This window comes from Thioalkalivibrio sp. ALRh, assembly GCF_000381425.1.
Taxonomy (GTDB): domain Bacteria; phylum Pseudomonadota; class Gammaproteobacteria; order Ectothiorhodospirales; family Ectothiorhodospiraceae; genus Thioalkalivibrio.
Genome location: NZ_KB906521.1, coordinates 80,691 through 105,773 on the forward strand (window position 1 = coordinate 80,691; position 25,083 = coordinate 105,773).

At 66.7% G+C, this 25,083-nt stretch carries 15 protein-coding genes; 8 read left to right on the forward strand and 7 right to left on the reverse strand.

Annotated features, from left to right (window positions below; genetic code table 11):
• The first annotated feature begins 571 nt into the window (after positions 1–571).
• On the forward strand, positions 572–1,081 hold the full coding sequence (locus F791_RS0109245; protein ID WP_018994172.1) for a DsbC family protein: 510 nt from the start codon (positions 572–574) through the stop codon (positions 1,079–1,081).
• A gap of 72 nt (positions 1,082–1,153) precedes the next feature.
• On the opposite strand, the gene F791_RS0109250 is transcribed toward F791_RS0109245, so the two are convergent.
• Together F791_RS0109250 and F791_RS0109255 are read right to left on the reverse strand one after the other, a co-directional pair.
• Positions 1,154–1,471 (reverse strand): HigA family addiction module antitoxin, encoded by a 318-nt coding sequence (locus F791_RS0109250; protein WP_018994171.1) that lies wholly within the window; start codon positions 1,469–1,471, stop codon positions 1,154–1,156.
• 97 nt (positions 1,472–1,568) lie between these two features.
• The gene (locus tag F791_RS0109255) at positions 1,569–2,063 is read right to left on the reverse strand and encodes a GFA family protein (RefSeq protein ID WP_018994170.1); all 495 of its coding nucleotides are present in this window, start codon (positions 2,061–2,063) and stop codon (positions 1,569–1,571) included.
• 356 nt (positions 2,064–2,419) lie between these two features.
• Here F791_RS0109255 and F791_RS0109260 point away from each other — a divergent pair, with 356 nt between their 5' ends.
• Together F791_RS0109260 and F791_RS0109265 are read left to right on the forward strand one after the other, a co-directional pair.
• Entirely contained in the window at positions 2,420–2,734 is a 315-nt protein-coding gene (locus tag F791_RS0109260) for a c-type cytochrome (RefSeq protein ID WP_019592474.1), read from the forward strand.
• Positions 2,735–2,752: 18 nt separating this feature from the next.
• Positions 2,753–4,048 carry an NAD(P)/FAD-dependent oxidoreductase gene (locus tag F791_RS0109265; protein ID WP_026296456.1) on the forward strand — a complete coding sequence of 432 codons (1,296 nt, stop codon included), beginning with the start codon at positions 2,753–2,755 and terminating at the stop codon, positions 4,046–4,048.
• A 215-nt stretch (positions 4,049–4,263) separates the two neighbouring features.
• On the opposite strand, the gene F791_RS13515 is transcribed toward F791_RS0109265, so the two are convergent.
• From F791_RS13515 to F791_RS0109290, 5 genes are all read right to left on the reverse strand, one after another.
• Positions 4,264–6,534, reverse strand: coding sequence for an ATP-binding protein (locus F791_RS13515; protein WP_156000520.1), 2,271 nt, complete (start codon positions 6,532–6,534; stop codon positions 4,264–4,266).
• 314 nt (positions 6,535–6,848) lie between these two features.
• Positions 6,849–7,955: a molybdenum ABC transporter ATP-binding protein gene (modC, locus tag F791_RS0109275; protein ID WP_018994166.1), complete on the reverse strand. Its 1,107-nt coding sequence runs from the start codon at positions 7,953–7,955 to the stop codon at positions 6,849–6,851.
• A complete protein-coding gene (gene modB, locus F791_RS0109280; RefSeq protein ID WP_018994165.1) occupies positions 7,952–8,644 on the reverse strand; it encodes a molybdate ABC transporter permease subunit in 693 nt (230 codons plus the stop codon). Before modB ends, modC begins: the two co-directional genes overlap by 4 nt.
• Before the next feature lie 6 nt (positions 8,645–8,650).
• A complete protein-coding gene (gene modA / locus F791_RS0109285) occupies positions 8,651–9,451 on the reverse strand; it encodes a molybdate ABC transporter substrate-binding protein (RefSeq protein ID WP_018994164.1) in 801 nt (266 codons plus the stop codon).
• Between the two features lie 260 nt (positions 9,452–9,711).
• Complete coding sequence (locus F791_RS0109290) at positions 9,712–10,965, reverse strand: NupC/NupG family nucleoside CNT transporter (RefSeq protein WP_018994163.1); 1,254 nt, start codon at positions 10,963–10,965, stop codon at positions 9,712–9,714.
• A 176-nt stretch (positions 10,966–11,141) separates the two neighbouring features.
• Between F791_RS0109290 and recC the strand changes: the two genes are divergently transcribed.
• From recC to F791_RS0109315, 5 genes are all read left to right on the forward strand, one after another.
• Positions 11,142–14,633, forward strand: a complete 3,492-nt coding sequence (recC, locus tag F791_RS0109295) for an exodeoxyribonuclease V subunit gamma (protein WP_081622319.1) — start codon at positions 11,142–11,144, stop codon at positions 14,631–14,633.
• Positions 14,630–18,364 (forward strand): exodeoxyribonuclease V subunit beta, encoded by a 3,735-nt coding sequence (gene recB / locus F791_RS0109300; RefSeq protein ID WP_019592476.1) that lies wholly within the window; start codon positions 14,630–14,632, stop codon positions 18,362–18,364. The genes recC and recB overlap by 4 nt, the downstream gene beginning before the upstream one ends.
• Positions 18,361–20,400, forward strand: a complete 2,040-nt coding sequence (gene recD / locus F791_RS0109305) for an exodeoxyribonuclease V subunit alpha (RefSeq protein ID WP_019592477.1) — start codon at positions 18,361–18,363, stop codon at positions 20,398–20,400. The genes recB and recD overlap by 4 nt, the downstream gene beginning before the upstream one ends.
• Positions 20,401–20,627: 227 nt before the next feature.
• Positions 20,628–21,932, forward strand: coding sequence for an efflux RND transporter periplasmic adaptor subunit (locus tag F791_RS0109310; RefSeq protein ID WP_018174008.1), 1,305 nt, complete (start codon positions 20,628–20,630; stop codon positions 21,930–21,932).
• Positions 21,932–25,078, forward strand: a complete 3,147-nt coding sequence (locus F791_RS0109315; protein ID WP_018994159.1) for an efflux RND transporter permease subunit — start codon at positions 21,932–21,934, stop codon at positions 25,076–25,078. The genes F791_RS0109310 and F791_RS0109315 overlap by 1 nt, the downstream gene beginning before the upstream one ends.
• The last annotated feature ends 5 nt before the right edge of the window (positions 25,079–25,083 follow it).

Sequence of the window (25,083 nt, forward strand, 5' to 3'; positions counted from 1 at the left end):
GTCCCCAGCGCTGGCCAGGGCGGACGCGGGAGGTAGCGTTCGGAGATGGCCACGGCCCCTGCGGGACCTCGCCATGACGGCCAGAAAAAACTGGGTGTCCTCTCTATCTTCGTCGCCTTCTCAACCCGTCTTCGCAACCAAACACCGTCATCGCGAGGCGCGCAGCGCCGTGGCGATCTCCGAGGGTTTGTCCCCAGCGCTGGCCAGCGCGGACGCGGGAGGTAGCGTTCGGAGATGGCCACGGCCCCTGCGGGACCTCGCCATGACGGCCAGAAAAAACTGGGTGTCCTCTCTATCACCACTGGCAGAGGCAAACGTCAGGAGTTGCGTTCGGAGATTGCCACGCCCCCCGGGGCCTCGCCCTAACGGGCAATAAAATGATGCTATCGAGGTCCGAGCCCGTTTCCCGCTGGTTTTCGCCTTCCGGTCAGGCGGAACCCGGATTTCTCGCAATGGTCCATCGGTATAAGTATCGGGGCAGGGGATCCGGCAGGCCGACAAACACCGGCTGTCAGCGCATCAAGCCGGAAGGACGGTGGACGTGATACGGAACAGGATCTGCGCATGCCCCATGGTTCTGGTGGCCGTGGCGCTTCTCGTGTTCGGCCTGAGCGGCAACGCGGCCGCCGGGGAACGGGAGGCCGAGATCGTGCAACTGGTGGAAGGCCTGGACGAGGACGAGCTCATCGTCTTTGAGCCGGACGATGCCCAGTACACCGTGACGGTCTTTACCGACGTCAACTGCCCTTATTGCCGCGAGTTCCATCAGCAAATCGACGACTACCTCTTATGGGACATCCGCATTCGCTATGCGGCGTTCCCCGTCATCGGCAACGCCTTCGAGCAGATGGAAGCGGTGTGGTGCAGCGACGACCGGCAGAATGCCATCACCCGGGCCAAGCTGGGCGAGACCATAAAGGCGGAAGACTGCCCGCATCCCGTGGCCGACCATCTGGCCATCGCCCGGGAGCAGCGGTTCCGGGGCACCCCCACCATCATCACCCCCCAGGGCCGGATCAGGTACGGCCTTGTCTCCGCCGCCGAACTCGTGGATATGCTGGAAGCCGAGGCGGCCCGGTAAGCAGCGTATCAAGAAGATGGGTGTCCTCTTGTTCCTACTTGGTCCTAAGCCGTTAGTGCGCGTTTTCTGCAGCTACGCGGCTGGCTGCCCGTTCTCTCTGTGCCCGTCGAACCGCATCGGCTGCACGGCGTCCAGCTTCACGCTCTTCCGTGCACACCAGAGGTCGTGCTGATCCTGCATGGCCAGCCAGCTTTCCGGCGATCGGCCGAGCGTTCTAGACAGACGCAGTGCCATTTCGGCGCTCACCCCGCTACGTCCCTGCAGGACGCGCCCCAGGGTGGAAGGCGAGACATCGAGCTTGCTGGCCAGTTGGCGGGCACTCAGTCCAAACGGTGCCAGATAGACCTCGCGAATGAACGCGCCCGGATGCGGAGGCTTGTGTATGGTCATCAGTGGTAATCCTCGAAGCCTACGGCAGCCGTGTTAAGCGCGAAGGAAGATGGGTCTCCTGCCGCTGAGCAGTAATGTCCGATACAGCCTAGCCGCTTCAGTTTTCATTATTGCTCTCGTTGTTCATCTCTAGCCCCAACCGCTGATGCCACTCGGCGATGCTCTCCTCCGGGAAACCGGAGAAACATTGACTGGTGTCGTCTGCCTCCACCTCCACCCAGTTGGCCTTGCTGTCGAGCAGGATATGGACGTGCTCGGGCGGGGTCGGCAGTTCGCTGTCGATGGCGGAGGCAAAGGGGTGGACGAGGGCGGGCCAGCGCGGATCATAGACCCAGAGGGCGCTGGCGCAGTGGCGGCAGAAGTGGCGTTCGCCGACGCTCGGCTCGCCGTCGATCACTGCATGGTAGATACCCGTGTGCTCGGCACCCTCGACCTCCAGCGTCTCGGCGCGTCCGCTCAGGTTGATGGCATAGCCGCCACCCCCAGCCGTCTTGCGGCATATCGAGCAGTAGCAGCGCTGGTAGGGATACGGATGCGGCGATTCCACACGAAAGCGCACCGCGCCGCAGTGACAGGACCCTTCGAGCAGCATGTCCTCTTCTCCCGATGTGGGGGCCTACTGTGAGTCTAGTGCAGGCTCACGAGACCCAATAGAAAGCCCATGGAGCGGTTCGTTGCCCGTTACCAACCGGTTTGGCGCCATGCGCTCGGATCAGATGCAAGGGCCGTCCCTCGTTTGTCCTGTGCTGACAAAGCGGCCAAACCGGTCACTTTGGCCGACAAAGTGCTGAATTGTCCGTTCGCTACCCCGACGGTTCTGGCCTGTATGCGGCGAAAACAGCCGTAGCAAGGGGCGGCGGGGCTCTTGGCGCGCTTTCTGCACTGGGGTTGAGTGGCCCGGCTGAATGCCGGGGAACCATGAACCCCAACCGTCAGGAGTTCGTTCGCATGAAGCACTCACGCTTGTTCGCGGCGGGGCTGGTCGCCTCGCTGGCGATGGTCGGCACCGCATCCCAGGCCATCGCCGACAATGACGAAATCACCCGTGGCCAGCTAATGGCCGCGTCCTGCATGGCCTGCCATAACGCGGCCGCGGCCGAAAACGGCGTTCCCGATCTCGGCCGTGTCTCGGCGGGTGTCATCCAGAGCCAGATGCGCGCATTCCGCGATGGCGAGCGTGAGGCGACCATCATGGATCGTCACGCCAGGGGCTACACCGACGAGGAGATCGAAGCCATGTCGGTCTACTTCGCGCGCTTCTGATCACGGGGGATAACAACAATGCATAACTTTACGCGACGTCACTTCCTCAAGGCCTTCGGGATCACCAGCGCGGCTGCCCTGACCGGAATCGGTTTAACGCCTCATGCTGCGCATAGCGCTGGCAAGGCCCATGTAGTCGTGGTCGGGGGCGGCACTGGCGGTGCCACCGCGGCGCGCTACCTGAAACAACTCTCGCCAAGCATGGCGGTCACGCTGATCGAGCCCAACGCCTCCTACGTCACGTGCTACGGCAGTAACTGGGTGCTTGGCGGCTTCGAGAGCATCGAGGCGATCACGCACGGCTACGACAACCTGCGCGATCGCGACGGTGTGGATGTCATACAGGACAAGGTCATTGGCGTGGACGCCGACAGCCGCACCGTCCGGCTCGAAAGCGGCGACAGCCTGCAGTACGACAAGCTGGTCATGTCTCCGGGGATCGACTTCAAGTACGACGACATGCCCGGCATCGAAGAGGCCGATGCGGAGACGATCCCGCACGCCTGGAAGGCCGGGTCGCAAACCGAGCTGCTGCGCGCGCAGCTACAGGCCATGCCCAACGGCGGGGTCTACGTCATGGTCGCCCCACCCAACCCGTACCGCTGTCCGCCGGGGCCGTACGAGCGCGTCTCGATGGTGGCGTACTACCTCAAGACGCACAAACCACGCTCCAAGGTCATCGTCCTCGACCCCAAGGAGAACTTCGCCAAGCAGGGCCTGTTCGAGGAGGGATGGGCCGAGCACTACGGAGACATGATCGAATGGCGGGGCGGCTCCAACGGTGGGCGCGTCGAGGAGATCGACGTCAGCGGGAAGACCGCCCACGCGGATGGTGGTCAGGAGCGTGTCCGCGCGGACGTGATGAACTTTGTCCCCGCCCAGCGCGCCGGACAGATTGCCCACGATGCAGGCCTCACCAACGAACAAGGCTGGGCCTCGGTCGATCAGCGGACCTTCAAGTCCGTCATGGACGACAACATCTATGTGATCGGGGATGCCAGCGTGGCGGGTGCCATGCCCAAGTCCGGCCACGCGGCCAACAACCAGGGCAAGATCGTCGCGGCGGCCATCCTGCGCGAGCTATCGGGCCAGGAGCCCCTGGAGCCGTCATCGGCCAGCACCTGCTACGGCCTGATCACCCCGGACTACGGCATCAGCATCGCCGCCGTATACCAGTACCAGAACGGCGCCCAGGCGGCGGTCGAAGGCTCCGGTGGCGTAAGCCCGCTCGGCCAGTCTTCAACCTTCCGCCGCCAGGAGGCCGAACACACCCGCGCCTGGTACGCTGGGATCACCCAGGACATCTGGGGCTAGCTAGGGCCCGGCACTTTCCCACTCACATCGATCGGCGCCTCCGGGCGCCGAGTTCGTTTTCGGGTAGGCGGCCAGAAAGTGGGTGTCCCCTACGTGCTGCGTACGGGCAAGCCCGCAGAAAGTGGGTGTCCTCTACTCGGGGCGTGAGAAAATAAATCTGTCCCCATTTTTCGCGCAGAATAGTGGGTGTCCTCTACTCGTGTCCCGACTTTTCCTTAGAACGGAATCTCATCTTCTGATTGGTTGTCTGCCTGCAATTCGTGGCTCTCAGGTGTGCCTTCGTGTTCCTGCGGAAACTGAGGCGGGCGATGGAGGGGCCGGAAGGATCGTAGGAATTCGTCCCTGTCATTCAATCTCAGCAATACGGGATTCTCACAACTTGAACCCCTACCAAAAAAGACAGCATGCCGCTCCCTTATTGCTGAGAGCGATTCTGCATAATCTTTTCCAATATAGTTTCCAAGAAAGTCCTTACCCGTATCGTCAAATGTCCGCATCGCAAATATCGTATTGCATTGATTGAGTATGGTTTTGGTGACGTTGGCTGTTCTTTGGGTGATAAGCATGCAACCCAACCCATACTTTCTGCCCTGAAGTATCGCCCTAGCTGTACCACTCGTTGCGTGCTTGTCACGGTCTGCAACAACGGAGTTCCACTCCGGAACCAAAGAGTGAGCTTCTTCATAGACTAGGCAGACTCTAGCATTGTCAGACATTTCTGAAGACAGTATCTCCAGGACAGATTCGGACACTATTTGTGTGACCTCTACAGGCGTAACACTAAATAGTGCCGCCCCTCGTTGCCACTGCCCGCCGGACTGATAGCTACCAGGAGCGCGTTCTTGCCGAGTAGCCACAAACTCTGCTGGATTGTAAATTTTTAGAACATGGCCTCTCGTATTGTTAATGAACTCGTGAAGATCTCGATAGAATGCGCTCTTAAGGTTAGGCAGGCTTCCTCCTTGTTCTGGGTTTTCTTGCCATGCATTCCTGTCCTTTTCGGTTGCTGCACGAAGCTTATCTATGCAAGTTTTTTCATGGGGTGAGTCATAGTATTCCGATAGCTCCGTAGAATATTGGTTGGTGAGGTCTAAGCATACAACTTTAATGCCTTCAGCCATCATTCTCTCGAGCAGTTCAATGGCTAGCATTGATTTTCCCACGCCAAGGATTCCCAGGATAGCGGTATTGTGAGTTACCAGATGGTTGAGGTTGCCAATTCTTATCTGGTAATTGCTACTTGGGAAGTGCCCAATGGTGTCGGGTTCTGGTGTATAAATGTCTTGTCTCTCTAGGTATACCGGTTCGTTAATGTTCGGTAGCCAGCTAAACTGAGCGAACTTCTTCCGGTCTTGATCCCAGAGCCCGATTTGCTGGGCTTGAGCGCGGAGGTACCCATACGTATTCTTTTGATGGACGATTTCTTCTTTTGTTAAGCCGCCAACGATCTGATATAGAACTTGCTGGTTTTGTATGTATACGCTGACTAAGCGACCTTCTTCGAGGTTGGTGTTATCGACGACCTCAAAGAACAGCCGTTGTATTGACGTGTCTGGGGCTACAATACCGACCACGGAATCTTTCTGCGGAAGATTAATGTTCCCCGAATCGCAGATCTTTTTGAGGTGTGTTGGTTCGATTGTTGCGACCGAGTTATTGGGTATCGACGATTCAATCTCATTGAATGTGGTGGAATCGGCTCCCGCGATCTCGACAGACCGTATCAATAAACCATTGTCCCTGCCGACGAAGTCAAGGGTCAGGGCTAACTTCGACCTTGAGTCCCGGTCTTTTATGTAAACAATAGATTTCGGGGGGATATCGCCATCATTCATTTTCCGTAGGAGAATGACTTTTGGGTCTTGATAAGCGGCGACCTCCGCGACATTTGATAGTTTCCAGTCGGTGCTGGCGGCTCGCTGCATTCGGTTATATGCCTTGATCATGACATCGCCAGACGACATCGCGACGGTGAGCAACACAGCGATGGAGATGAGAATGAGTTCGTGTGGGCTACCTATGTGGTAGGCGTACATAGCAAAAATGACTATCGGGGTGTAGATAACCTGGGGCTTTGCGAATACTTCAAGAAGAATGCGAATTCTATTGGAGACTTGTTTTAGGCGGTCGTCTCTCCAGTTATTTAGAGTAATGGTGATTAATGCAAGAGCAAGAACGGAGGCGGGGAGAGCCGTGACAGCTAGAAATGCAGACTTTGTCGCTGTTGGCCATAGGTTCCAATCGTTTACGACCATGAGAGATACAAACGCAGGGACGGAGTATGCGACTGCGTCCACGGGTTTAACGTAAAATGGGGTGACAATTTTCGATCCGACCAAGATGCTCAAGAGTGCCGTATAAAACCAGAACCCTGTATCGCCAACCGGAGGGTAAGGGGTGCCGAACGCCAAAAGGCATATTACTAAAAGTAGTAGAAGGTCTATCCCTAGCGAGACCACCCTTTCTTTTTGAGAAAGTCTAGTCATCTATTTCGTCCATGGGGTTGTCAGTTTGGGTTGCAGAGGTGTTCGAACTAAAGTGATTAGGTTTCGGGCGTTGATGTAGGGTGAGCGTCTGACGTATATTTTCTGGATGATGGGGCGTCATATTGTGCGTTGTTATGAGGTGGTTATGGCGTATGACTGATGAGTGCGCCGTGGCGAGTTTCGGCAGTGCTGGTTGGCGTAATGGTGTCGGCGGTAGGTCAGCTTTGGGTTGTTTTTAGGCTGATTCTGGCATGGATGGTGTGGGTTTGCGAAGTGGTTGGACGGTGTAGTGGTGTTGGGCGTGGCCGGGACGTTCAGTCGAGAAAGGCGACGGATTTGACGAGTGCGTGGGCGCGAGCGCCGGGCCTGAGACCAAGCCGCTCGGTAGATAACCGCGTCAACTCCGCCATCAACGTCTGCCCATCGTCCTGCCGGCACACGGCAAGGACCCGTGCGGGTCCGTGGTGCCCAGGCGCCTCGTCCAGCGATTCGATGGTGGCGGGGATGATGTTGAGGATGGAGACGTCCTGAGGCGGGGTCAGGGCGATGGATACGTCGCGGGCATCGATGCGCAGGCGGGCGGGGCGGCCGGCGCCGTTGGTGGAGCCGGGGGTGGACGGTACGCGGTAGCGGGCCTCGGGCGGGCCGAAGGGGTGCAGGCCGTGGGCGTCGGCCGGGCCCAGTGTGCCTTGCAGGACGGAGACGGCGCCTTCGTCGCGGAATAGGGGGGAGTCGGCGCGGGCCAGTGCCTCGCGCAGGGGTTCCAGGCGTTCGAGTTGGCCGTCTTGCATGAAGGCGACGCGGGTGGCGAGGCGTTCGACCTCGTCCGGGGCGTGGGTGACGAGCAGGCTGGGGATGCCGGTCTCCTCGGACAGGCGGGCGAGGAAGGGCATGATCTCGCGCTTGGTCTGGGTGTCCAGGGCGTTCAGCGGTTCGTCGAGCAGCAGCAGGTCGGGGCTGGTGAGCAGGGCGCGGCCGAGGGCGACGCGCTGGCGCTGGCCGCCGGAGAGCTGGTCGGCGCGGCGCTCGAGCAGGTCGTCGATGCCGAGCAGGCGGGCGACCTCGTCCAGGTGCAGGCGGCGCTGGGGCTCCGGCGTGCGCTTGTAGCCGTAGAGCAGGTTGCCGCGTACGGACAGGTGCGGGAGCAGGGTGGATTCCTGGAACACGAGGCCGACGCGGCGGCGGTGCAGCGGGACGAAGGTCTTGCCGGACTGCCAGGCGGCATCGCGAAAGTGCACCTCGCCGCCGGGTGGATGTTCCAGCCCGGCGATGATGCGCAGCAGCGTGGTCTTGCCGCAGCCGGAGCGGCCGAACAGTGCGGTGACGCCCTCCAGCGGGAAGGCGGTGTCCACGTTCAGCGCGAAGCCGGGGCGTTCCAGCCGGGCCTTGATGCGCAGCGTGTCGGGATCGGGCCGGGTCACAGGCGCACCGTGTCGAAGCGGCGGTTGATCGCGTAGACGATGAACAGCACGGCGAAGGCGAACACCAGCAGCCCGAAGGACAGGCGGTGGGCGGAGTCGAAGTCCATCGCCTCGGCGTGGTCGTAGATCAGGATGGACAGCACCTGGGTCTCGCCGGGGATCGCGCCGCCCAGCATCAGGATCACGCCGAACTCGCCGAGGGTGTGGGCGAAGGCGAGCGTGGCGGCGACGATGAAGCCGCCGCGGGTCATCGGCAGGATCACGGTGACGAAGCGGTCGATGCGCCCGGCGCCCAGTGAACCGGCGATCTCCACCGGGCGGCGGCCGAGGTTGGCGAAGGCCTGCTGCAGCGGCTGCACGGCGAACGGCAGGGAGTAGATCACCGAGCCGATCAGGATGCCCTGGAAGGTAAAGGCCAGGTGGTTCAGGCCCCAGTTCTCCAGCGTGCTGCCGACTGGCCCGGCCGGGCCAAGCAGCACCAGCAGGTAGAAGCCGAGCACGGTGGGCGGCAGCACCAGCGGCAGGGCGACGAGGGCCTGCACCGCGGTGCGCACGCCGGGCGAGCCGCGCCCGTTGGCCAGCCACCAGGCGATCGGCGTGGCGATCACCAGCAGGATCAGCGTGGTGTAGAGCGCGAGCTTGAGGGTGACCTCGATCGCCATCCAGTCCGTGGGGCTCAGGTCGAACATACAGCTCTACATAGCCTCGCGGTCGGCGCCTTTGGAGGCGTTCTCGGCGGCTTCATCGTCGGGCATGACAAAGCCGTAGCGGCGCATGATGTCCCGTGCGGTGTCGCGATTCATGTACTCGGCGAAGCGGTGGGCCGAGTCCTTGTCCGCGCCGCGGCGGGTGATCACGAAGCCCTGGGTCAGGGGTTCGTGCAGGGCATCGTCTATCAGGTGGTGCGGGTGCTCGGCCAGATCGGGAAACTTGGCGAGCGATAAGGCGATGATCCCGATGTCCGCGCCGCCGGCCTGCACCATGCGCGCGGTCTGGGCAATGTTGTCGCCGTTGACGATCTTCGGCTGCAGCGCGTCCCAGACGCCGGCGGCCTTTAGCGCCTCCTGCGCGCGCACGCCGTAGGGGGCGTGGGTGGGCGAGGCGATGGCCACGCGGCGGATGTCGTCGCGCGTCAGGTCCTCCAGCGTCAGCTCCGAGGCATCCATGCGGTTGCTCCACAGCACGATGCGGCCGATTGCGTAGACGGACGGCTCGGTGACGGCGGCACCCTCCGCGTGGAGCCGCTTCGGGTAGGCGATGTCGGCGGAGAAGAAGATGTCGTAGGGCGCGCCGTTCAGGATCTGTGTGGTCATGCGCCCGGAGGAGCCGTAGGTCACGCGCACGCGGTCGTCCGGATAGGCCTCGCGGTAGGCCTCCACGATCTCGTCCAGGGCGAAGCGCAGGTCGGAGGCGGCGGCGATGGTCAGCGGGCCGGAGGCGTGCGCCAGGCCGGGCAGCAGCAGGACGAGGGTCAGGAGGAGGGCGCGCAGGTGCATGCTGTGGGGGCTTCCCGGTGGTTGGGTCCAGGTGGGTTCGGGTGGTTCCATTCGCGATTACTCGCTGCGCTCGCCCTTCGGGCCGGCCTTCGGCCGTTCAACGCAGCTTCGCTGCTTTTGTGCTTCGTCGCGGTGCTCCTCGCAGTGACGGTGAGGCTGGGGATATGCGGGTCGTTATATTTCAGTTTGCATATCGCCAGACAGAAGCCTACACCGGAACGGCCTCCGGCTGCCAACGGTTTGGCGGACCCCGCCGCGTGTCAGGCGATATGCACGATGCCGACCACGGCGCCGGTCATCAGCGTGGCCAGCGTGCCGGCGACGATGGCGCGGATGCCCAGGCTCACGATCTCGCTGCGCCGCTCCGGCACCAGCGCGCCGAGGCCGCCGATCAGGATGCCGAGGCTGCCCAGGTTGGCGAAGCCGCTCAGCGCATAGATCAGGATCAGCTCGCTGCGCGCGGACAGCGCATCGTCCCCCAGCTCCGCCATCTGCAGGAAGGCGACCATCTCGTTGAGGATCGTCTTGACCCCCAGCAGCGAGCCGGCGGTGGTGGCCTCGGCCCAGGGGATGCCCATCAGCCAGGCCAGCGGGGCGAAGACCCAGCCCAGGATGCGCTCCAGACTCAGCGCGGCCCCGGCGACCTCGGGCAGCGCCCCCAGCATCACGTTGACCAGCGCGACCAGGGCGATCACCACGATTAGCAGCGCGATGATCTGCAGCAGCAGTTCCAGCCCGCGCAGGGTGCCGCGGGTGATCGCGTCCATGGCGCTGGTCGCGCTCTCGGTCTCGGGGAGCAGATCGCCGGCGGTGGAGGGCGCGGTCGGCGGGATCATCACGGTGGCGATCAGCAGCGCGGCCGGCAGGCTGATCAGCGAGGCGACGATCAGGTGGCCCAGCGCATCGTCCAGCACCGTGCCGATGATGGTCGAGTACAGCACCAGCATCGTGCCGGCGAGCGTCGCCATGCCCACGCTCATCAGCGCGAACAGCTCGCTGCGGTTCATCTGGCGCAGATACGGGCGGATTACCAGCGGGGATTCGACCATGGAGAGGAACACGTTCGACGCCGTGCCCACGCCCAGGGCACCGCCAATGCCGAACGCCCGCTGCAGCACCAGCGAGGCCCCGCGGATCAGCACCGGCAGCACGCGCCAGTAGAACAGCAACGCCGACAGGGCCGAGAGCACCAGCACCAGCGGCAGCGCCTGGAACGCGAGGATGAAGTTGTTGGCCGGGTCGTCGACCGCGAACGGCGGGTCGTCCCCGCCGATATAGCCGAAGACGAATGAGGTGCCGGCCTGGGTGGCATCGGTTAGCGCGATCACGACCTGGTTCAGCCACAGGAACGCATGCTGTGCGCCGGGGACGCTCAACAGCAGTACGGCAATACCGAACTGCAGCGCCAGCCCGGCCAGCACCTCGCGCCAGGGGAAGCGTGTCTTGTGTTCGCTCAGCAGCCAGGCGATGGCCACGAATACGAGCAGTCCCAGCCCGGCTTGCAGTGCGAGCATGCGCCTTCCTTTATTCTGTGACGGCGTTCAAAAACCGCACAGGATACCGGCTTTGGGCCGGATGCCAATGGGGGCGGGCGCAGGGGCGTGCACATTGGTAGGGTAGGCCCATTACACGGCGCTCACATGGGGCACAAGGAGCAGGGGTGACGCAGTCCGGCGATTTGCAGCCAGGGATGGTGGTGCTGCACGGCAACCATCTGGAGTCGCTGCGTGCCCTGGTGGTCGATTGGATGCAGCGTGCGCCGCTCGGCCCGCTGGAGAACGAGACCCTGCTGGTGCAGAGCAACGGCATGGCGCAGTGGCTGCGCTACGCCCTGGCCGCGCACCCGGATGCCGACCCGCCCGGCTGTGGCATCGCCGCCGCGCTGGACATGCAGTTGCCGTCGCGCTTTGTCTGGTCGGCCTACCGCGCGGTGCTCGGGCTCGAGGCCGTGCCGCTGGAATCCCCGTACGCCAAGCGCCCGCTGATCTGGCGCCTGATGCGTCTGCTGCCGGAGTGCCTGACGCACCCCGAGTTCGCCCCGCTGGCGCGCTTTCTCGCCGATGACGACCCGCGCGACGGCGGCGACCTGCGCAAGCGCCACCAGCTCGCCGAGCGCCTGGCCGACCTGTTCGACCAGTATCAGGTCTACCGTGCCGACTGGCTGACCTCCTGGGCCGCCGGGCGCGATGTCCTGCGCGACGCGCGTGGCCGCGAGACCCCGCTGGGGGAGGACGACCGCTGGCAGGCCGCGCTGTGGCGCCTGCTGCGCGAGGACATCGGCGAGGGTGCGGCCGACACCAGCCGGGCCACGGTCCACGCCCGCTACCGCGAGGCGGTGCAGGGCCTGAGCGAGCGCCCACAGGGCTTGCCGCGGCGGCTGATCGTGTTCGGCATCTCCTCGATGCCCGGGCAGATCCTGGAGGCCCTGGAGGGGCTGGCCGGCGTGTGCCAGATCCTCGTCTGCGTGCACAACCCCTGCGAGCACTACTGGGCCGACATCGTCGCCGACAAGGACCTGCTGCGCGCGACGCGCCAGCGTCAGGCACGCAAGGCCGGCATGCCCAGCGTGCTGGACGACGCCGAGCTGCACCAGCACGCGCACCCGCTGCTGGCCGCCTGGGGCAAGCAGGGCCGCGACTACATCGGCCTGCTGGACGAACACGACGACCCCACTGCCTACGACGCCGTGCTGCAGACGCTCGCCTGGAAGCGGGTCGACTACTTCGAGCCGCACGGCGGCGAATGCCTGCTGCACCAGTTGCAGGAGGACATCCGCGAGCTGCGCCCGCTGGGCGAGACGCGCGAGGCCTGGCCGGCGGTGGCGGCGGACGACGACTCCATCCAGTTCCATGTCGCCCATGGCCCGCTGCGCGAGGTGGAGATCCTGCACGACCGGCTGCTCGCGCACTTCGACGCCGACCAGGGCCTGCGCCCGCGCGACGTGATCGTGATGGTCCCGGACATCGACGCCTACGCCCCGCATATCGAGGCCGTGTTCGGCCAGCTCCCGCCGGACGACCCGCGCTACATCCCCTACACCCTGTCCGACCAGGGGCCGCGCGGGCGCGACCCGGTGCTGATCGCGCTGGAGCGCCTGCTGTCGCTGCCGGAGAGCCGGATGGGCGTGGCCGAGGTGCTGGACCTGCTGGATGTGCCCGCGTTGCGCCGGCGCTTCGGAATCGCGGAAGAGGACCTGACCACGCTGCACCGCTGGGCCGAGGGCTCGGGCGTGCGCTGGGGGCTGGATGCCGAACAGCGCGCGGGGCTCGGCCTGCCGGAGGGGCTGGAGCAGAACACCTGGCGCTTTGGCCTGCGGCGGATGCTGCTGGGCTATGCGTCCGGGGGCGCCGGGGCCTGGCAGGGGCTGGAGCCGTTCGACGAGATCGGCGGGCTGGATGCCGTGCTGCTGGGCCCGATGGATGACCTGATTACCGCGCTGGCGGAGGCCTGGGGCTGGCTGCGCCACGCCCATACCCCCGGCGAATGGAACACCCGGCTGCGCGAGCTGCTGGATACCTTCTTCGCCGGCGAGACCGACGCCGAGCTGTTCACCCTGGGCCGCCTGCGCGAGGCGCTGGACCAGTGGCAGGCCGACTGCGCAGAGGCGGAACTGGACGACCCCCTGCCGCTGGGTGTTGTGCGCGAGCAGTGGCTGGCCAGCCAGGAGGACAGCGGGCTGGGACAGCGCTTCCTGGCCGGTTCGGTCAACTTCGGCACGCTGATGCCGATGCGCGCGATCCCGTTTCGCATCGTCTGCCTGCTGGGCATGAACGACGGCGACTATCCGCGCAGCCCGACGCCGGTGGACTTCGACCTGATGCGCCGCGACTACCGCCCCGGCGATCGCTCGCGGCGCGAGGACGATCGCTACTTGTTCCTGGAGGCATTGCTGTCCGCGCGGCGACAGCTGCATGTCAGCTGGGTCGGCCACAGCGCGCGCGACAACGAGTCGCAGCCGCCCTCGGTGCTGGTCGCGCAGTTGCGCGATCACCTGGCCGCCGGCTGGCGGCTCCAGGGCGCGGAGGAGGTCGACGGGCAGGCCCGGAAGGAGCCGCTACTGGAACACCTGACCACCGTGCACACTCTGCAGCCGTTCTCGCCGGCCAACTTCCCGCCCGACCCGGCACACGCCCGGCACTTCACCTACGCGCGCGAGTGGGAGGCGGTCCACCACGCCGACGAGACCCCGGCGCCGGACGCGCTCGAACTGCCGCCGCCGGACGAAGCCGACGATGAACGCGTGCTGGGCCCGGATACGCTGATGCGCTTCCTGCGCGATCCGGCGGAGGCGTTCTTCCGCCACCGGCTGGGCGTGGTGTTCGATCGCGAGGAGGCCCCGAGCGAGGACCTGGAGCCGTTCACCCTGGCCGGGCTGGAACAGTGGCAGGTGCGCGAGGCCCTGGTCGCGGCCGCGCTGGACCATGGCGAGGACCCCGAGACCTGGGGCCCGGTGCTGGAGGCCGAGGCCGCGCGGCTGCAGCGCGCCGGTGCGCTGCCGCTCGGCGCGGCTGGCGAGCTGGAACGCGAGGCGATGATCGCCGAGGCCGCACGTCTGCTGGAGCGCATCGGCCTGCGTCTGGCCGTCTGGCCGGAACGGCTGCCGCCATCGCCCGCCGTGCGTCTGGGGCAGGGGGGCTGGATGCTGGAGGGTGCCGCCCCGCCCCTGCGCGGCGGGGCCGGGCAGGCCGTGCTGCTGGACTACACCGTGAGCCGGCTGAAACAGAAAAAGGACTGGCGCGTGGACAAGGTGGCCAAGCCCTGGCTCGAACACCTGCTGGCGAACCAGGGCACGGGCGAAGGCGGCCGGGTCGCGACCGAGGTGATCGGGCTGGATACCGGGATGCGCCTGCCGGGCGTGGGGCCGGAGCAGGCCCGCGAGCACCTCGGGGCCCTGGTCGAGGGCTGGGTGGCCGGGCTGGAACGCCCGCTGCCGGTGGCCTGCGCCACCGCCTTCGCCTGGCTGCAGGCCGAGGCGAAGGACGACCCCGACCCACTGGCGCGGGCGCGCAAAGTGCTGGTCGGGGACGACTTCAGCCCCGGAGAATGGGCGCGCAGCCCGGCCCTGGCGCGTGCCTGGCCGGACCCGGAGGTGCTGCTGCAGGATCCGGCGTTCGGGCACTGGCGCGACCGGCTGTACCGGCCGCTGTTCGAGGCGCTGGCCGCCGGGGAGGAGATGGAATGAGTGCAGGTGCGCAGCCGCTGGAGCTGATGGAACTGCCGTTGCACGGCAGCCGCCTGATCGAGGCCAGTGCCGGCACCGGCAAGACCTACACCATCGCCGCGCTGTATCTGCGGCTGGTGCTGGGCCACGGCGAGCTGCCGGAGGGTACCTGCGAGCTGACCCCGCCGCAGATCCTGGTGATGACCTTTACCGAGGCGGCCACCCGCGAGCTGCGCGAGCGCATCCGCGCGGTGCTGGCGCGCGGGGCGCGCATCCTGCGCGGCGAACCGGCCCCGGCCCACGAGGCGTTGTGGCCGGCGCTGCTGGCCGCCTACCCGGATCCGGCCGCACGCGCCGGGGCCGCGCGGCGGCTGGAGCTGGCCGCCGAGTGGATGGACGAGGCGGCGGTCTCGACCATCCACTCGTGGTGCTATCGCATGCTGCGCGAGCATGCGTTCGACAGCGGAAGCCTGTTCAACCAGCGCCTGGAGGCGGACCAGAGCGAGCTGCAGGCCGAGGCGGCGCGCGACTACTGGCGCCGCTTTGTCTACCCGCAGCCGGCGGATCACCTGAAGCTGCTGCGCCAGGCCTTTGGCGAAGGACCCGACGAACTGCAGGCCCGGGTGCGGCCGCTTCTCGGCCATCTGACAGACACGGCGGGGCTGGAGCCCTACCGCACGCCGGACGGGCTGTATGCGGAGCTGGCCACGCGCCTCGCACGCCTGGCCGAGCTGAAGGCCGTCTGGCGCGAGGATGCCGCCGAGGTGGAGCGACAGTTCCGCGAGTTGCTGGCGAACGTGCTGCTCGGCACGAAGTACCAGAAGCCGGACGAGTTGATCGAAGTGATGCGCGCCTGGGCCGAGGACCCGGCCGCACTGCTGCCGGACAAGGTCGGCACGACGCCTGTGCTGGAGCGCATGTGCGCGGCGGGGATGGCCGAGCGGCTGAAGAAGGGCAAGTCCCTGCCGGACGACCTGCACCCGGCGTTTACCGCGCTCAATGCCGCCGCCGAGGTCTGCGCGGACGACAGCGAACGCCTGCTGCAGGCGGCGGCGGTGGAGATCGATCTCCAGTTCCGCCAGGCCCAGCGCGTGCGGGTGCAGATGGGGTTCAACGACCTGCTGCTGCGCCTGCGCGATGCCCTGGAGGGGCCCGGCGGCGAGGCGCTGGCCGAGACGCTGCGGCGTCAGTTCCCGGTCGCCCTGGTGGACGAATTCCAGGACACCGACCCGGTGCAGTACCGCATCCTCGAACGCGTCTACCGCATCGAGGACAACCCGGCCGAGCAGGGCCTGCTCCTGATCGGTGACCCGAAGCAGGCGATCTACGGCTTTCGTGGAGCGGACATCCACAGCTACCTGAAGGCGCGTCGCGCGACCGCCGGGCGTCACTACACGCTGCCGCGCAACTTCCGCTCGACCGCGCGCCTGGTCGGCGCGGTGAACCGCCTGTTTGCCCATGCCGACGGCTGGTCGGAGGGGGCGTTCCTGTTTGGCCAGGGCGATGACGGCGAGCTGCCGTTCCACGCGGTGGATGCCCAGGATCGCGGCGAGCGCCTGGAACAGGACGGCGCCGAGGTGACGGCGCTGACCCTGTGGTGCATGGACCCGGGCACACCGGTCGGCACCGGTGTCTATCGCGAACAGATGGCCACGGCCGCGGCCGAGCAGATGGTGCGCCTGCTCAATGGCGGGACGGACGGGACCTGCGGCTTTCGGGATTCAGACGCGCTGCGGCCGGTGCGTCCGCGGGATATCGCCGTGCTGGTGCGCAGCAAGGTGGAGGCCCGCATCATGCAGGAGGCGCTGCGCGCGCGGGGGGTGCGCAGCGTGTACCTGTCCGAGGGCGAATCGGTGTTCGTGACCCCGGAGGCGGGCGACCTGCTGCGCTGGCTGCGGGCCTGTGCCGAGCCGACCAGCGAGCGCCTGCTGCGCGCGGCGCTGGCGACCCCGACACTGGGGCAGTCGCTGGCCGACTTGCACCGGCTGACCACCGACGAACTGCGCTGGGAGCACCGCGTCGAGCAGTTCCGCGAGTATCGCCGCCTGTGGCAGACGCGTGGTGTGCTGCCGATGCTGCGCCGCCTGCTGCATGACTTCGACGTGCCGCGCCGGCTGCTGGCCAGTGCCGACGGCGAGCGCGCGCTGACCAACCTGCTGCACCTGAGCGAACTCCTGCAGCGTGCGGCCGCGGAGCTGGATGGCGAGCAGGCCCTGATCCGGCATCTGGTGGAGCACCGCGAGGGCGAGCGCGCGACCGCGGAGGAGCAGGTGCTGCGCCTGGAGAGTGACGAGGACCTGGTCAAGGTGGTCACGCTGCACAAGTCCAAGGGGCTGGAGTACCCGCTGGTGTTCCTGCCGTTTGTCTGCGCGTTTCGCGCGGTCGACCCGAAGAAGGATGTGCCGCGTATCGATCGCCCGCCGGGCGGCAGGCCGCGCTGGATCTTTCGTATGGATACACGTGCCCAGGAGCGCGCCGATCGCGAGCGCCTGGCCGAGGACCTGCGCCTGCTGTATGTGGGCATGACCCGTGCGCGCCACGCCTGCTGGATGGGGCTGGTGCCGATCGTGTCGGGGCGAAGCAAGGAGAACGAGCTGCACCGCAGTGCGGTCGGCTATCTGCTGAATGGCCCGGAACCGATGCCGAACGGCGAGCTGGAGGACCGGCTGCAGGCGGCCCGTGGCGACGAGGCCGCGATTGCGATCGAACCCCTGCCCGAGATCACGGGCAGGGGCGTGCGACTGGCACAGCACACGGCCGCCCCCGGGCGGGCGCGTACCCCGACACGCCCGGTACGCGAGCCCTGGTGGGTGGCCAGCTACAGCGCGATTGCGCACCCGGACGAGGCGGATGCGCCGGCGCCGCTGGTCGCCGACCCGGTGGCCCCGGATTCCGCGCTGGAGGACATGCTGCGCGAGAGCGCAGTCGGCTCCGGGGCCGGGTCCCAGGCCGGGCACGACCCGACGCGGGCGCTGCCGCTGCCCGAGGTACCGGTGGCTGGAGGGCTGCACGACTTCCCGCGCGGGCCAGCCCCGGGGACCTTCCTGCACGGCCTGCTGGAGTGGGCGGCCGAGCAGGGCTGGTCGGCGGTCGTCGCCGATCGCGCCCGGCTGGACGACGAGGTGCAAAAGCGCTGCGAACAACGCGACTGGGGCGACTGGACCCCCGTCGTGCAGGACTGGATGCGGCGGCTGATTACGGCCGAGTACGCGCTGGCCTCCGGTGGCGTGTTCCGCCTGGACGGACTGGGCGTGTATCAGCCGGAGCTCGAGTTCCTGTTCGAGACGCGCTGGCTGCAGAGCCGCCGGCTGGATGCCGCCGTGCGCGAGCAGTTGCTGCCCGGACAGCCCCGGCCGCCGGCGGGCGACCGGCTGCTGAACGGGATGCTCAAGGGCTTCGTCGATCTCGTCTTCGAGCACGAGGGCCGCTATTACGTCGCCGACTACAAGTCCAACTGGCTGGGGCCCGGCCCCGAGGCCTATGTGCCCGAGCGCCTGCGCGACGCCGTGCTGGAACACCGCTACGACCTGCAGCTGGTGATCTACACGCTGGCCCTGCATCGCCAGTTGCAGGCGCGGATGCCGGGATACGACTACGACCGCCACATGGGGGGCGGGGTGTACCTGTTCCTGCGCGGGATCGATGCGCCGGGGCGCGGCGTGTTCCACGACTGCCCGCCACGGGCGCTGATCGAACAACTGGACGACTGGTTCGCCGAGGGGCCGGACCGGCCGCAGGAGGCGCGGGCATGACGGCCGAGCGCGCATTGCAGGACGCCGGGGCGCTGCTGGATCTGCTCGGGGAGTGGGAGCACGCGGGCTGGGTGCGCGGCGTTGACCGCGTGCTGGTGCGTTTTCTGCGCGAACAGGTGCCCGCCGCACCGCCGCTGACGCTGCTGCTGGCGGCGCTGACCAGCCATCAGGCCGGGCGCGGGCATGTCTGCCTGGACCTCGACGGCCTGCTGGAGGCCCCGGACCGGATGCTGTCGCTGCCGCCGGAGGGCGCGGAGCGGGGGCTTCCTAGGCCCTCGGATGTCCTGCGCGGCCTGGACCGTGGGGCACTGGACGCCGCGCTGGAGGGGCATCGGATCTGCGGTGTCGACGCGGACGCGGGGACCCCGCTGGTGCGCGCGCAGGACCGGCTGTACCTGCGCCGCTACCGCGAGGCCGAGCGCCGGATCGGGGAGGCGGTGGCCGGACGCCTGCGCGAACAGCCGGCCTGGCGCGAAGGGCTGGATGCGGATGCGCTGCGCACCTGGCTCGATCGGCTGTTCGGTCCGGCCGAGGAGGGCGATGGCGAACCGGACTGGCAGCGCCTGGCCTGCGTGCTGGCGGCCGGATCCGCGTTCAGCGTGATTACCGGCGGGCCGGGCACCGGCAAGACCTACACGGTGTTGCAACTGCTCGCGCTGCTGCAGGGACTCCAGGGGGAGGGCGAGCCGCTGCGCATCCGTCTGGCGGCGCCGACCGGCAAGGCGGCCGCCCGGCTGAATGCCTCGGTCGCCGGGGCAGTGGACGCGTTGGGGCTCGAACGTTTCCCCGGTGGCGAGCGCCTGCGCGCCGCGATCCCGCGCGAGGTGGTTACGCTCCACCGCCTGCTGGGCGCGCGACCGGATACCCGGCGCTTCCGCCACGATGCGCGCAATCCGCTGCCGGTGGATGTGCTGGTGGTGGACGAGGCCTCGATGGTGGATCTGGAGCTGATGGCTAGCCTGATGGCCGCGGTGCCGGCGCATGCGCGGCTGGTGCTGCTGGGGGATCGCGACCAGCTCGCCTCGGTAGAGGCCGGGGCGGTGCTGGGCGAGCTGTGCGCGCGGGCGGACGGCGGGCATTACACACCGCAGACGGCGGCCTGGCTGCGCGAGGTGGCCGGGCTGGCGCTGCCGGCCGGCTACGTGGACGAGGACGGGCGGGCACTGGACCAGCACGTGGCGATGCTGCGCCGCAGCCGGCGATTCGGCGCGGACAGCGGGATCGGTCGTCTGGCCGCGGCGGTGAACGACGGCACGGCCGAGGTGGCGGGCCACCCGGGCGAGGATGTCCACGCGGCGGTGCTGCAGGGCCCGGACGATCCGGCCCTGCTGCGGCGCGTGCTGGACGGGGCCGGGCATGCCGACGCGGCACCGTTCGGGGTCGTCCGCTATCTGGAGCATTTGACGGCCGGACGCCCGGCATCCCGCGATGCGCGCGGCACGTGGGAGGAATGGGCGCGCGGCACGCTGCGCGAGCACGGGCGCTTCCAGTTGCTGTGCGCCGTGCGCGAGGGGCCCTGGGGTGTGGACCGGATGAACCGCCGCGTTGCCGGGGCGCTGACGGCGAGGGGTGTATTGCAGGCGGAGGGCGTCTGGTACGAGGGGCGCCCGGTGATCGTCACGCGCAACGACTACGCGCTGGGACTGATCAACGGCGACATCGGCTTGACCCTGCGCGTGCCCGCCTGGCTGGCCCGGGGTGATGCCGAACCGGGCGCGGACGATGCGGCGGAAACCGCCCTGCGGGTCGCCTTTGTCGCGGCGGACGGGCATGTGCGCTGGATGATCCCGCAGCGCCTGGAGTCCGTGGAGACGGCGTTCGCGCTGACGGTGCACAAGTCCCAGGGCTCGGAGTTCGAGCATGTGGCCTTCCTGCTGCCCCCGCCGGAGAGCCCGCTGCTGACGCGCGAGCTGGCCTACACCGCGATCACGCGCGCGAGCGGCTGGCTGAGCCTGTTCGAGCCACAGGCGGGGGTGCTGCAGCAGGCGAGCCGGCAACCGACCCGGCGCAGTGGCGGCTTGCTGACCTGGCTGTAGCGGCCCTTTCTGGAGTGGGTGCGCAATAACAAGGGTTGTTTACGTGCGACATCGGGGCACGCTACCGTGGTTCCAAGCACCGTCATGGCGCCGTTTCGGCCGGGTAACGATCGTATGCCGGCCCATATTTTCGACGACTGCGACTTTTTGGCGTGACGGAAATCACAGTTTTGCGCCCCTGACGGGGGTGGACTCCGGGCGCGCCCGGATCAGCGGGAGAAGCATTCATGCACCACCTGCGACTGGCCGCCCCCCTTTCGGCCCTGAGCATTCCTCTACTGGCCCTTTTGCTGGCCCTTGTCCTGCCCGGTTGCGCGGCGGAATCCGACGACGAAGACGATGCTGAACCCGAGGCGGTCGAGGTGCCGGTACGGGAGATGGAGAGCGAACTGGTCTCGATCTCCCGAACCTATACGGCGCGCACCCGCAGCCCGCGCGAGGTGGAGGTGCGCGCGCGGGTCGCGGGCGTGCTGGAGAGCCGGCGCTACGAAGAGGGCGAGATGGTGGAGCGCGGTACCGAGCTGTTCCGCATCGACCCCTCGCCCTATGCCGTCCAGGTGCGCAGCGCGCAGGCCAGCCTTGAACGCGCCGAGGCCGAGAAGCGCCAGGCCGAGCGCGAGTGGGAGCGCGTGCTGGACCTGTACGAGGACAACGCCGCCAGTGGCCGTGAGCGCGATGAGGCCCGCTCGCAACTGGAGCTGGGTGACGCCGCGGTCGCGGAGGCCGAGGCGGCGCTGGCGGAGGCCCAGCTGGATCTCGACTACACCTCCGTGACGGCGCCGCTGGAAGGGGTTGCGGGGCTGGAGGAGCGCCCGGAAGGCAGCCTGTTGCAGGCGGGTGACCTGCTGACCACCGTGACCCAACTCGACCCCATCCGTACCGACTTCGCGATCCCCGAGGGCCATCTGACGGCCTATGGCCCGCAGATCCGTTCCGGCGTTGGCCTGACCGTAGTGCTGACCCTGCCGGATGGCTCGTTGTACCCGCATCAGGGGCAGATCGACGTGACCGAGGCCGCGGTGGACGAGGCCACGGGCATGGTCGAGGTACGCGCGCTGTTCCCCAACCGCGAGGTCCAGTTGCTGCCGGGGCAGTTCGTGCGCGTGACCCTGAGCGGGCTGATGGCGGGGCATGGCATGCGCGTGCCGCATGCCGCGGTCATCGAGGGCTCTGACGGGGCCGCGGTGTATGTCGTCGACGCCGATGACATCCCGCATGTGCGGCCGATCCAGATTGGCATGGACCTCGACGAGGACTTTCTGGTCACCGCCGGGTTGAGCGATGGCGACCGGATTGTGGTCCGGGGCGTTGAGGGCGTCGAGGAGGGCGAACGGATCGATCCCCGGGACGCCCCGCGCGAGACGGAAGAACCCGTGTCGCCGGGCGTGCTGCCGGAGGTGGCGCCGGATCTGCTGGATGAGGTGATGGATCCGGAGACCGAGGCCGATGCGGTCGAGGACATCCTGGATGGGCTGGGCAATGGCGCCGAGCCGGGTCTGGATGATTCTGACGCCGACGAGGCGTCCGACTAATGCTGCGCTTCTTCATCGGCCGGCCGGTACTGGCCTCGGTCATCTCGATCCTGTTCGTGCTGGCCGGGCTGTCTTCGGCCCTGCTGCTGCCGGTGGATCAGTATCCGGACATCCTGCCGCCGAAGGTGATCGTGACCGCCAGTTATCCGGGCGCGAGCGCCGAGGCGGTGGCGGAGACGGTGGCCGCCCCGATCGAGGCGACGGTCGATGGCGTGGACAACATGGCGTACATGCGCTCGAAGTCCACCGATGATGGCGACATGGAGCTGATCGTCACCTTCGAGGTGGGGACCGACCCTGATATCGCCGCGATCAACGTCAGTAACGAAGTCGAGGGCGCGATGGGGCGCCTGCCGGAGACGGTGACCGGCGCCGGGATCGCGGTGGAGAAACGTGCCCCGTCGATGCTGCAGATGATCACGTTCACCTCGTCCGACGGCAGCCTCGACAACCGTTTTATCAGTGACTACGTCTGGCGCAACGTCTATGCGGAGCTGCGTCGCGCGCCGGGGGTTGGCGACCAGACCTTCTTTGGCGCGCAGATCTATTCGATGCGGATCTGGCTGCAGCCGGACCAGATGGCGGAGTACGACCTGACCGCCAGTGACATCCGTTCCGCGATCCAGGAGCAGAACGAGCAGTACGCGGCCGGCCAGTTCGGGGCCGAGCCGATGGACAACGCGATCGACTTTACCTACGCGGTGACGACCCCCGAACGGTTCTCCGAGGAGGAGGAGTTCGAGCAGGTGATCCTGCGCAGCGCACCGGACGGCTCCGCGTTGCGGCTAGGGGATGTGGCGCGCGTGGAGCTGGGCGCGCACTTCTACAACTTCGAGGCCAAGCACAACGGCCAGTCCACGGTGCCGGTGGGGATCTACCTGGAGCCCGGCGCCAACGCGCTGGAGACGGCGCGCGGGGTGCGCGAGATCCTGGAGGAGCTGGAGCCACGTTTCCCGGACTCGCTGGAATACTCGATCCCGTTCGATACCACGATCTTCATCGATCAGTCGGTGCAGCGCGTACTGCTGACCCTGGTGCAGGCGCTGATCCTGGTGGTCGCGGTGGTGTATCTGTTCCTGCAGACGTTCCGGGCCACGGCCGTCCCGATTATCGCGGTACCGGTGTCGCTGATCGGGACGCTGGCCGGGATGTACGTGCTCGGCTTCTCCGCGAACATGCTGACGCTGTTCGGGCTGGTGCTGGCGATCGGGATTGTGGTGGACAACGCGATCATTGTGCTCGAGAACACCGAGCGGCTGATGCGCGAGCAGGGGATGAAGGCCGTCGATGCGGCCTACCAGACCGTGGACGAGGTGGCCACGCCGATTATCGCGATGACACTGGTCACCATCGCCGTGTTCGTGCCGGTGGCCTTTATTGGTGGATTCAGCGGGCAGATGTATCAGCAGTTCGCGATCACCATCGCCGTGTCGGTGGGGATCTCGGGGATCGTCGCGCTGACCTTGAGCCCGGCGATGTGCGCGCGGCTGTTGTCCGATAAGCCACGCCGCCCGGCCTTTCCGTTTCGCTGGTTCAACAGCGCGTTCGACCGCTTCACCGCCGCCTACATGGTGGGGGTGCGCTTCCTGCTGAGACGCAATTTTGTGGGCATGGGGCTGTTCGCGCTGCTGCTGGTGGCGATCGTGGTGCTGTTCCGGATCGTGCCTGGCGGGCTGGTGCCGCAGGAGGACCAGGGCTATGTGTTCGCGGCCGCCGAACTGCCCGCTGCGGCCTCGCTGCAGCGTACCCGTGGCGTGATGGATCGCCTGGGCGAGGAGGCACTGGAGTACGACGACACCGCGGATGTCGTGGCCTTCTCCGGGATGGACCTGCTGTCGGACGGCATGAAGACCTATGCCGGTGCGGCCTATGTGACGCTCAATGACTGGTCCGAGCGTCGCGGCGATGATCAGAGCAGCGATGCGGTGATCGACCGTCTGGTCGCCGATGGCGAGCGCCAGCCGGAGGCGACGATCCGCGCGTTCAATCCGCCGCCGATTTCCGGGATCTCCACTACCGGCGGATTCGAGGCCTACCTGCAAAGCCGGGTCGGGGATGACTCGGAGACCATGCGGGCGCGGGCCGAAGAGATCATTGAGGCAGCCGCGGAGCGCCCGGAGCTGGCGGATGTGCGTACCTCGCTTAATGTCGAGGTGCCTCGTTACGACGCCGATGTGGATCGCGAACGCGCCTTTGCGGCCGGAGTGCCACTCGGAGACGTGTTCGATGCGATGCAGAGCACCTTTGGTGCGGTCTACATCAACGACTTCTCGCTGTTCGGCCGGGTGATGCAGGTGCAGATGCAGGCCGAGGCCGATTATCGCCGCAGCCCGGATGACCTGGACCGCATCTTTGTGCGCTCGGATGCCGGCGACCTGGTGCCGCTGTCCAGCCTGGTGTCGGTCGAGCGGGTACAGGGGCCGGACGAGGTGGAGCGCTTCAACGTGTTCCCGGCCGCGCGGATCATGGGCGATCCGGGACCCGGCTACAGCTCGGGCGATGCGATACAGGCGCTGGAGGAGGTGGTCGACGAGACCCTGTCGGACGACTACCTGCTGAGCTGGACTGGCGCGGAATATCTGGAGCAGCAGGCGGCCGGGACCTCGGTGCTGGCCTTCGTGCTGGGCGTGGTCTTCGTGGTGTTGATCCTTGCCGCACAGTACGAGCGGTGGAGCCTGCCGCTGGCGGTCTTGATGGCCGTGCCCTTTGCGGTCTTCGGGGCCCTGGTGGCGATCTGGCTGACCGGGCAGGAGAACGGGATCTACTTCCAGATCGGCCTGCTGGTGCTGATCTCGCTGGCGGCCAAGAACGCGATCCTGATCGTCGAGTTTGCGCAGAACAAGCGCGAAGAGGGACTGAGCCTGTTCGATGCCTCGGTGGAGGCGGCCCGGCTGCGTTTCCGGCCGATCATGATGACGGCGATGTCGTTCATCCTTGGCGCGGTGCCGCTGGCGCTGGCCTCCGGGGCGGGGGCGAACAGCCAGCACGCGATCGGTATCGGCATCATCGGCGGCATGCTGAGCGCGACCTTCCTCGCGCTGCTGTTCGTACCCCTGTTCTATTTCGTCATTTCCAGTGGCCTGGAGCGCCTGCACAAGCGCCCGCGCGACACGGACGACTCGAAGGAGGCCGGAACGCATGCGTAGGACGT

What these genes read in the sequence shown, in the direction of transcription:
- F791_RS13515 (WP_156000520.1), bottom strand. Translation starts at nt 6,534, where the DNA reads ATGACTAGACTTTCTCAAAAAGAAAGGGTGGTCTCGCTAGGGATAGAC.
- F791_RS0109245 (WP_018994172.1), top strand. Translation starts at nt 572, where the DNA reads ATGGTTCTGGTGGCCGTGGCGCTTCTCGTGTTCGGCCTGAGCGGCAAC.
- recC (WP_081622319.1), top strand. Translation starts at nt 11,142, where the DNA reads ATGGTGGTGCTGCACGGCAACCATCTGGAGTCGCTGCGTGCCCTGGTG.
- F791_RS0109310 (WP_018174008.1), top strand. Translation starts at nt 20,628, where the DNA reads ATGCACCACCTGCGACTGGCCGCCCCCCTTTCGGCCCTGAGCATTCCT.
- F791_RS0109315 (WP_018994159.1), top strand. Translation starts at nt 21,932, where the DNA reads ATGCTGCGCTTCTTCATCGGCCGGCCGGTACTGGCCTCGGTCATCTCG.
- F791_RS0109265 (WP_026296456.1), top strand. Translation starts at nt 2,753, where the DNA reads ATGCATAACTTTACGCGACGTCACTTCCTCAAGGCCTTCGGGATCACC.
- recB (WP_019592476.1), top strand. Translation starts at nt 14,630, where the DNA reads ATGAGTGCAGGTGCGCAGCCGCTGGAGCTGATGGAACTGCCGTTGCAC.
- F791_RS0109290 (WP_018994163.1), bottom strand. Translation starts at nt 10,965, where the DNA reads ATGCTCGCACTGCAAGCCGGGCTGGGACTGCTCGTATTCGTGGCCATC.
- F791_RS0109250 (WP_018994171.1), bottom strand. Translation starts at nt 1,471, where the DNA reads ATGACCATACACAAGCCTCCGCATCCGGGCGCGTTCATTCGCGAGGTC.
- F791_RS0109255 (WP_018994170.1), bottom strand. Translation starts at nt 2,063, where the DNA reads ATGCTGCTCGAAGGGTCCTGTCACTGCGGCGCGGTGCGCTTTCGTGTG.
- modA (WP_018994164.1), bottom strand. Translation starts at nt 9,451, where the DNA reads ATGCACCTGCGCGCCCTCCTCCTGACCCTCGTCCTGCTGCTGCCCGGC.
- modB (WP_018994165.1), bottom strand. Translation starts at nt 8,644, where the DNA reads ATGTTCGACCTGAGCCCCACGGACTGGATGGCGATCGAGGTCACCCTC.
- recD (WP_019592477.1), top strand. Translation starts at nt 18,361, where the DNA reads ATGACGGCCGAGCGCGCATTGCAGGACGCCGGGGCGCTGCTGGATCTG.
- F791_RS0109260 (WP_019592474.1), top strand. Translation starts at nt 2,420, where the DNA reads ATGAAGCACTCACGCTTGTTCGCGGCGGGGCTGGTCGCCTCGCTGGCG.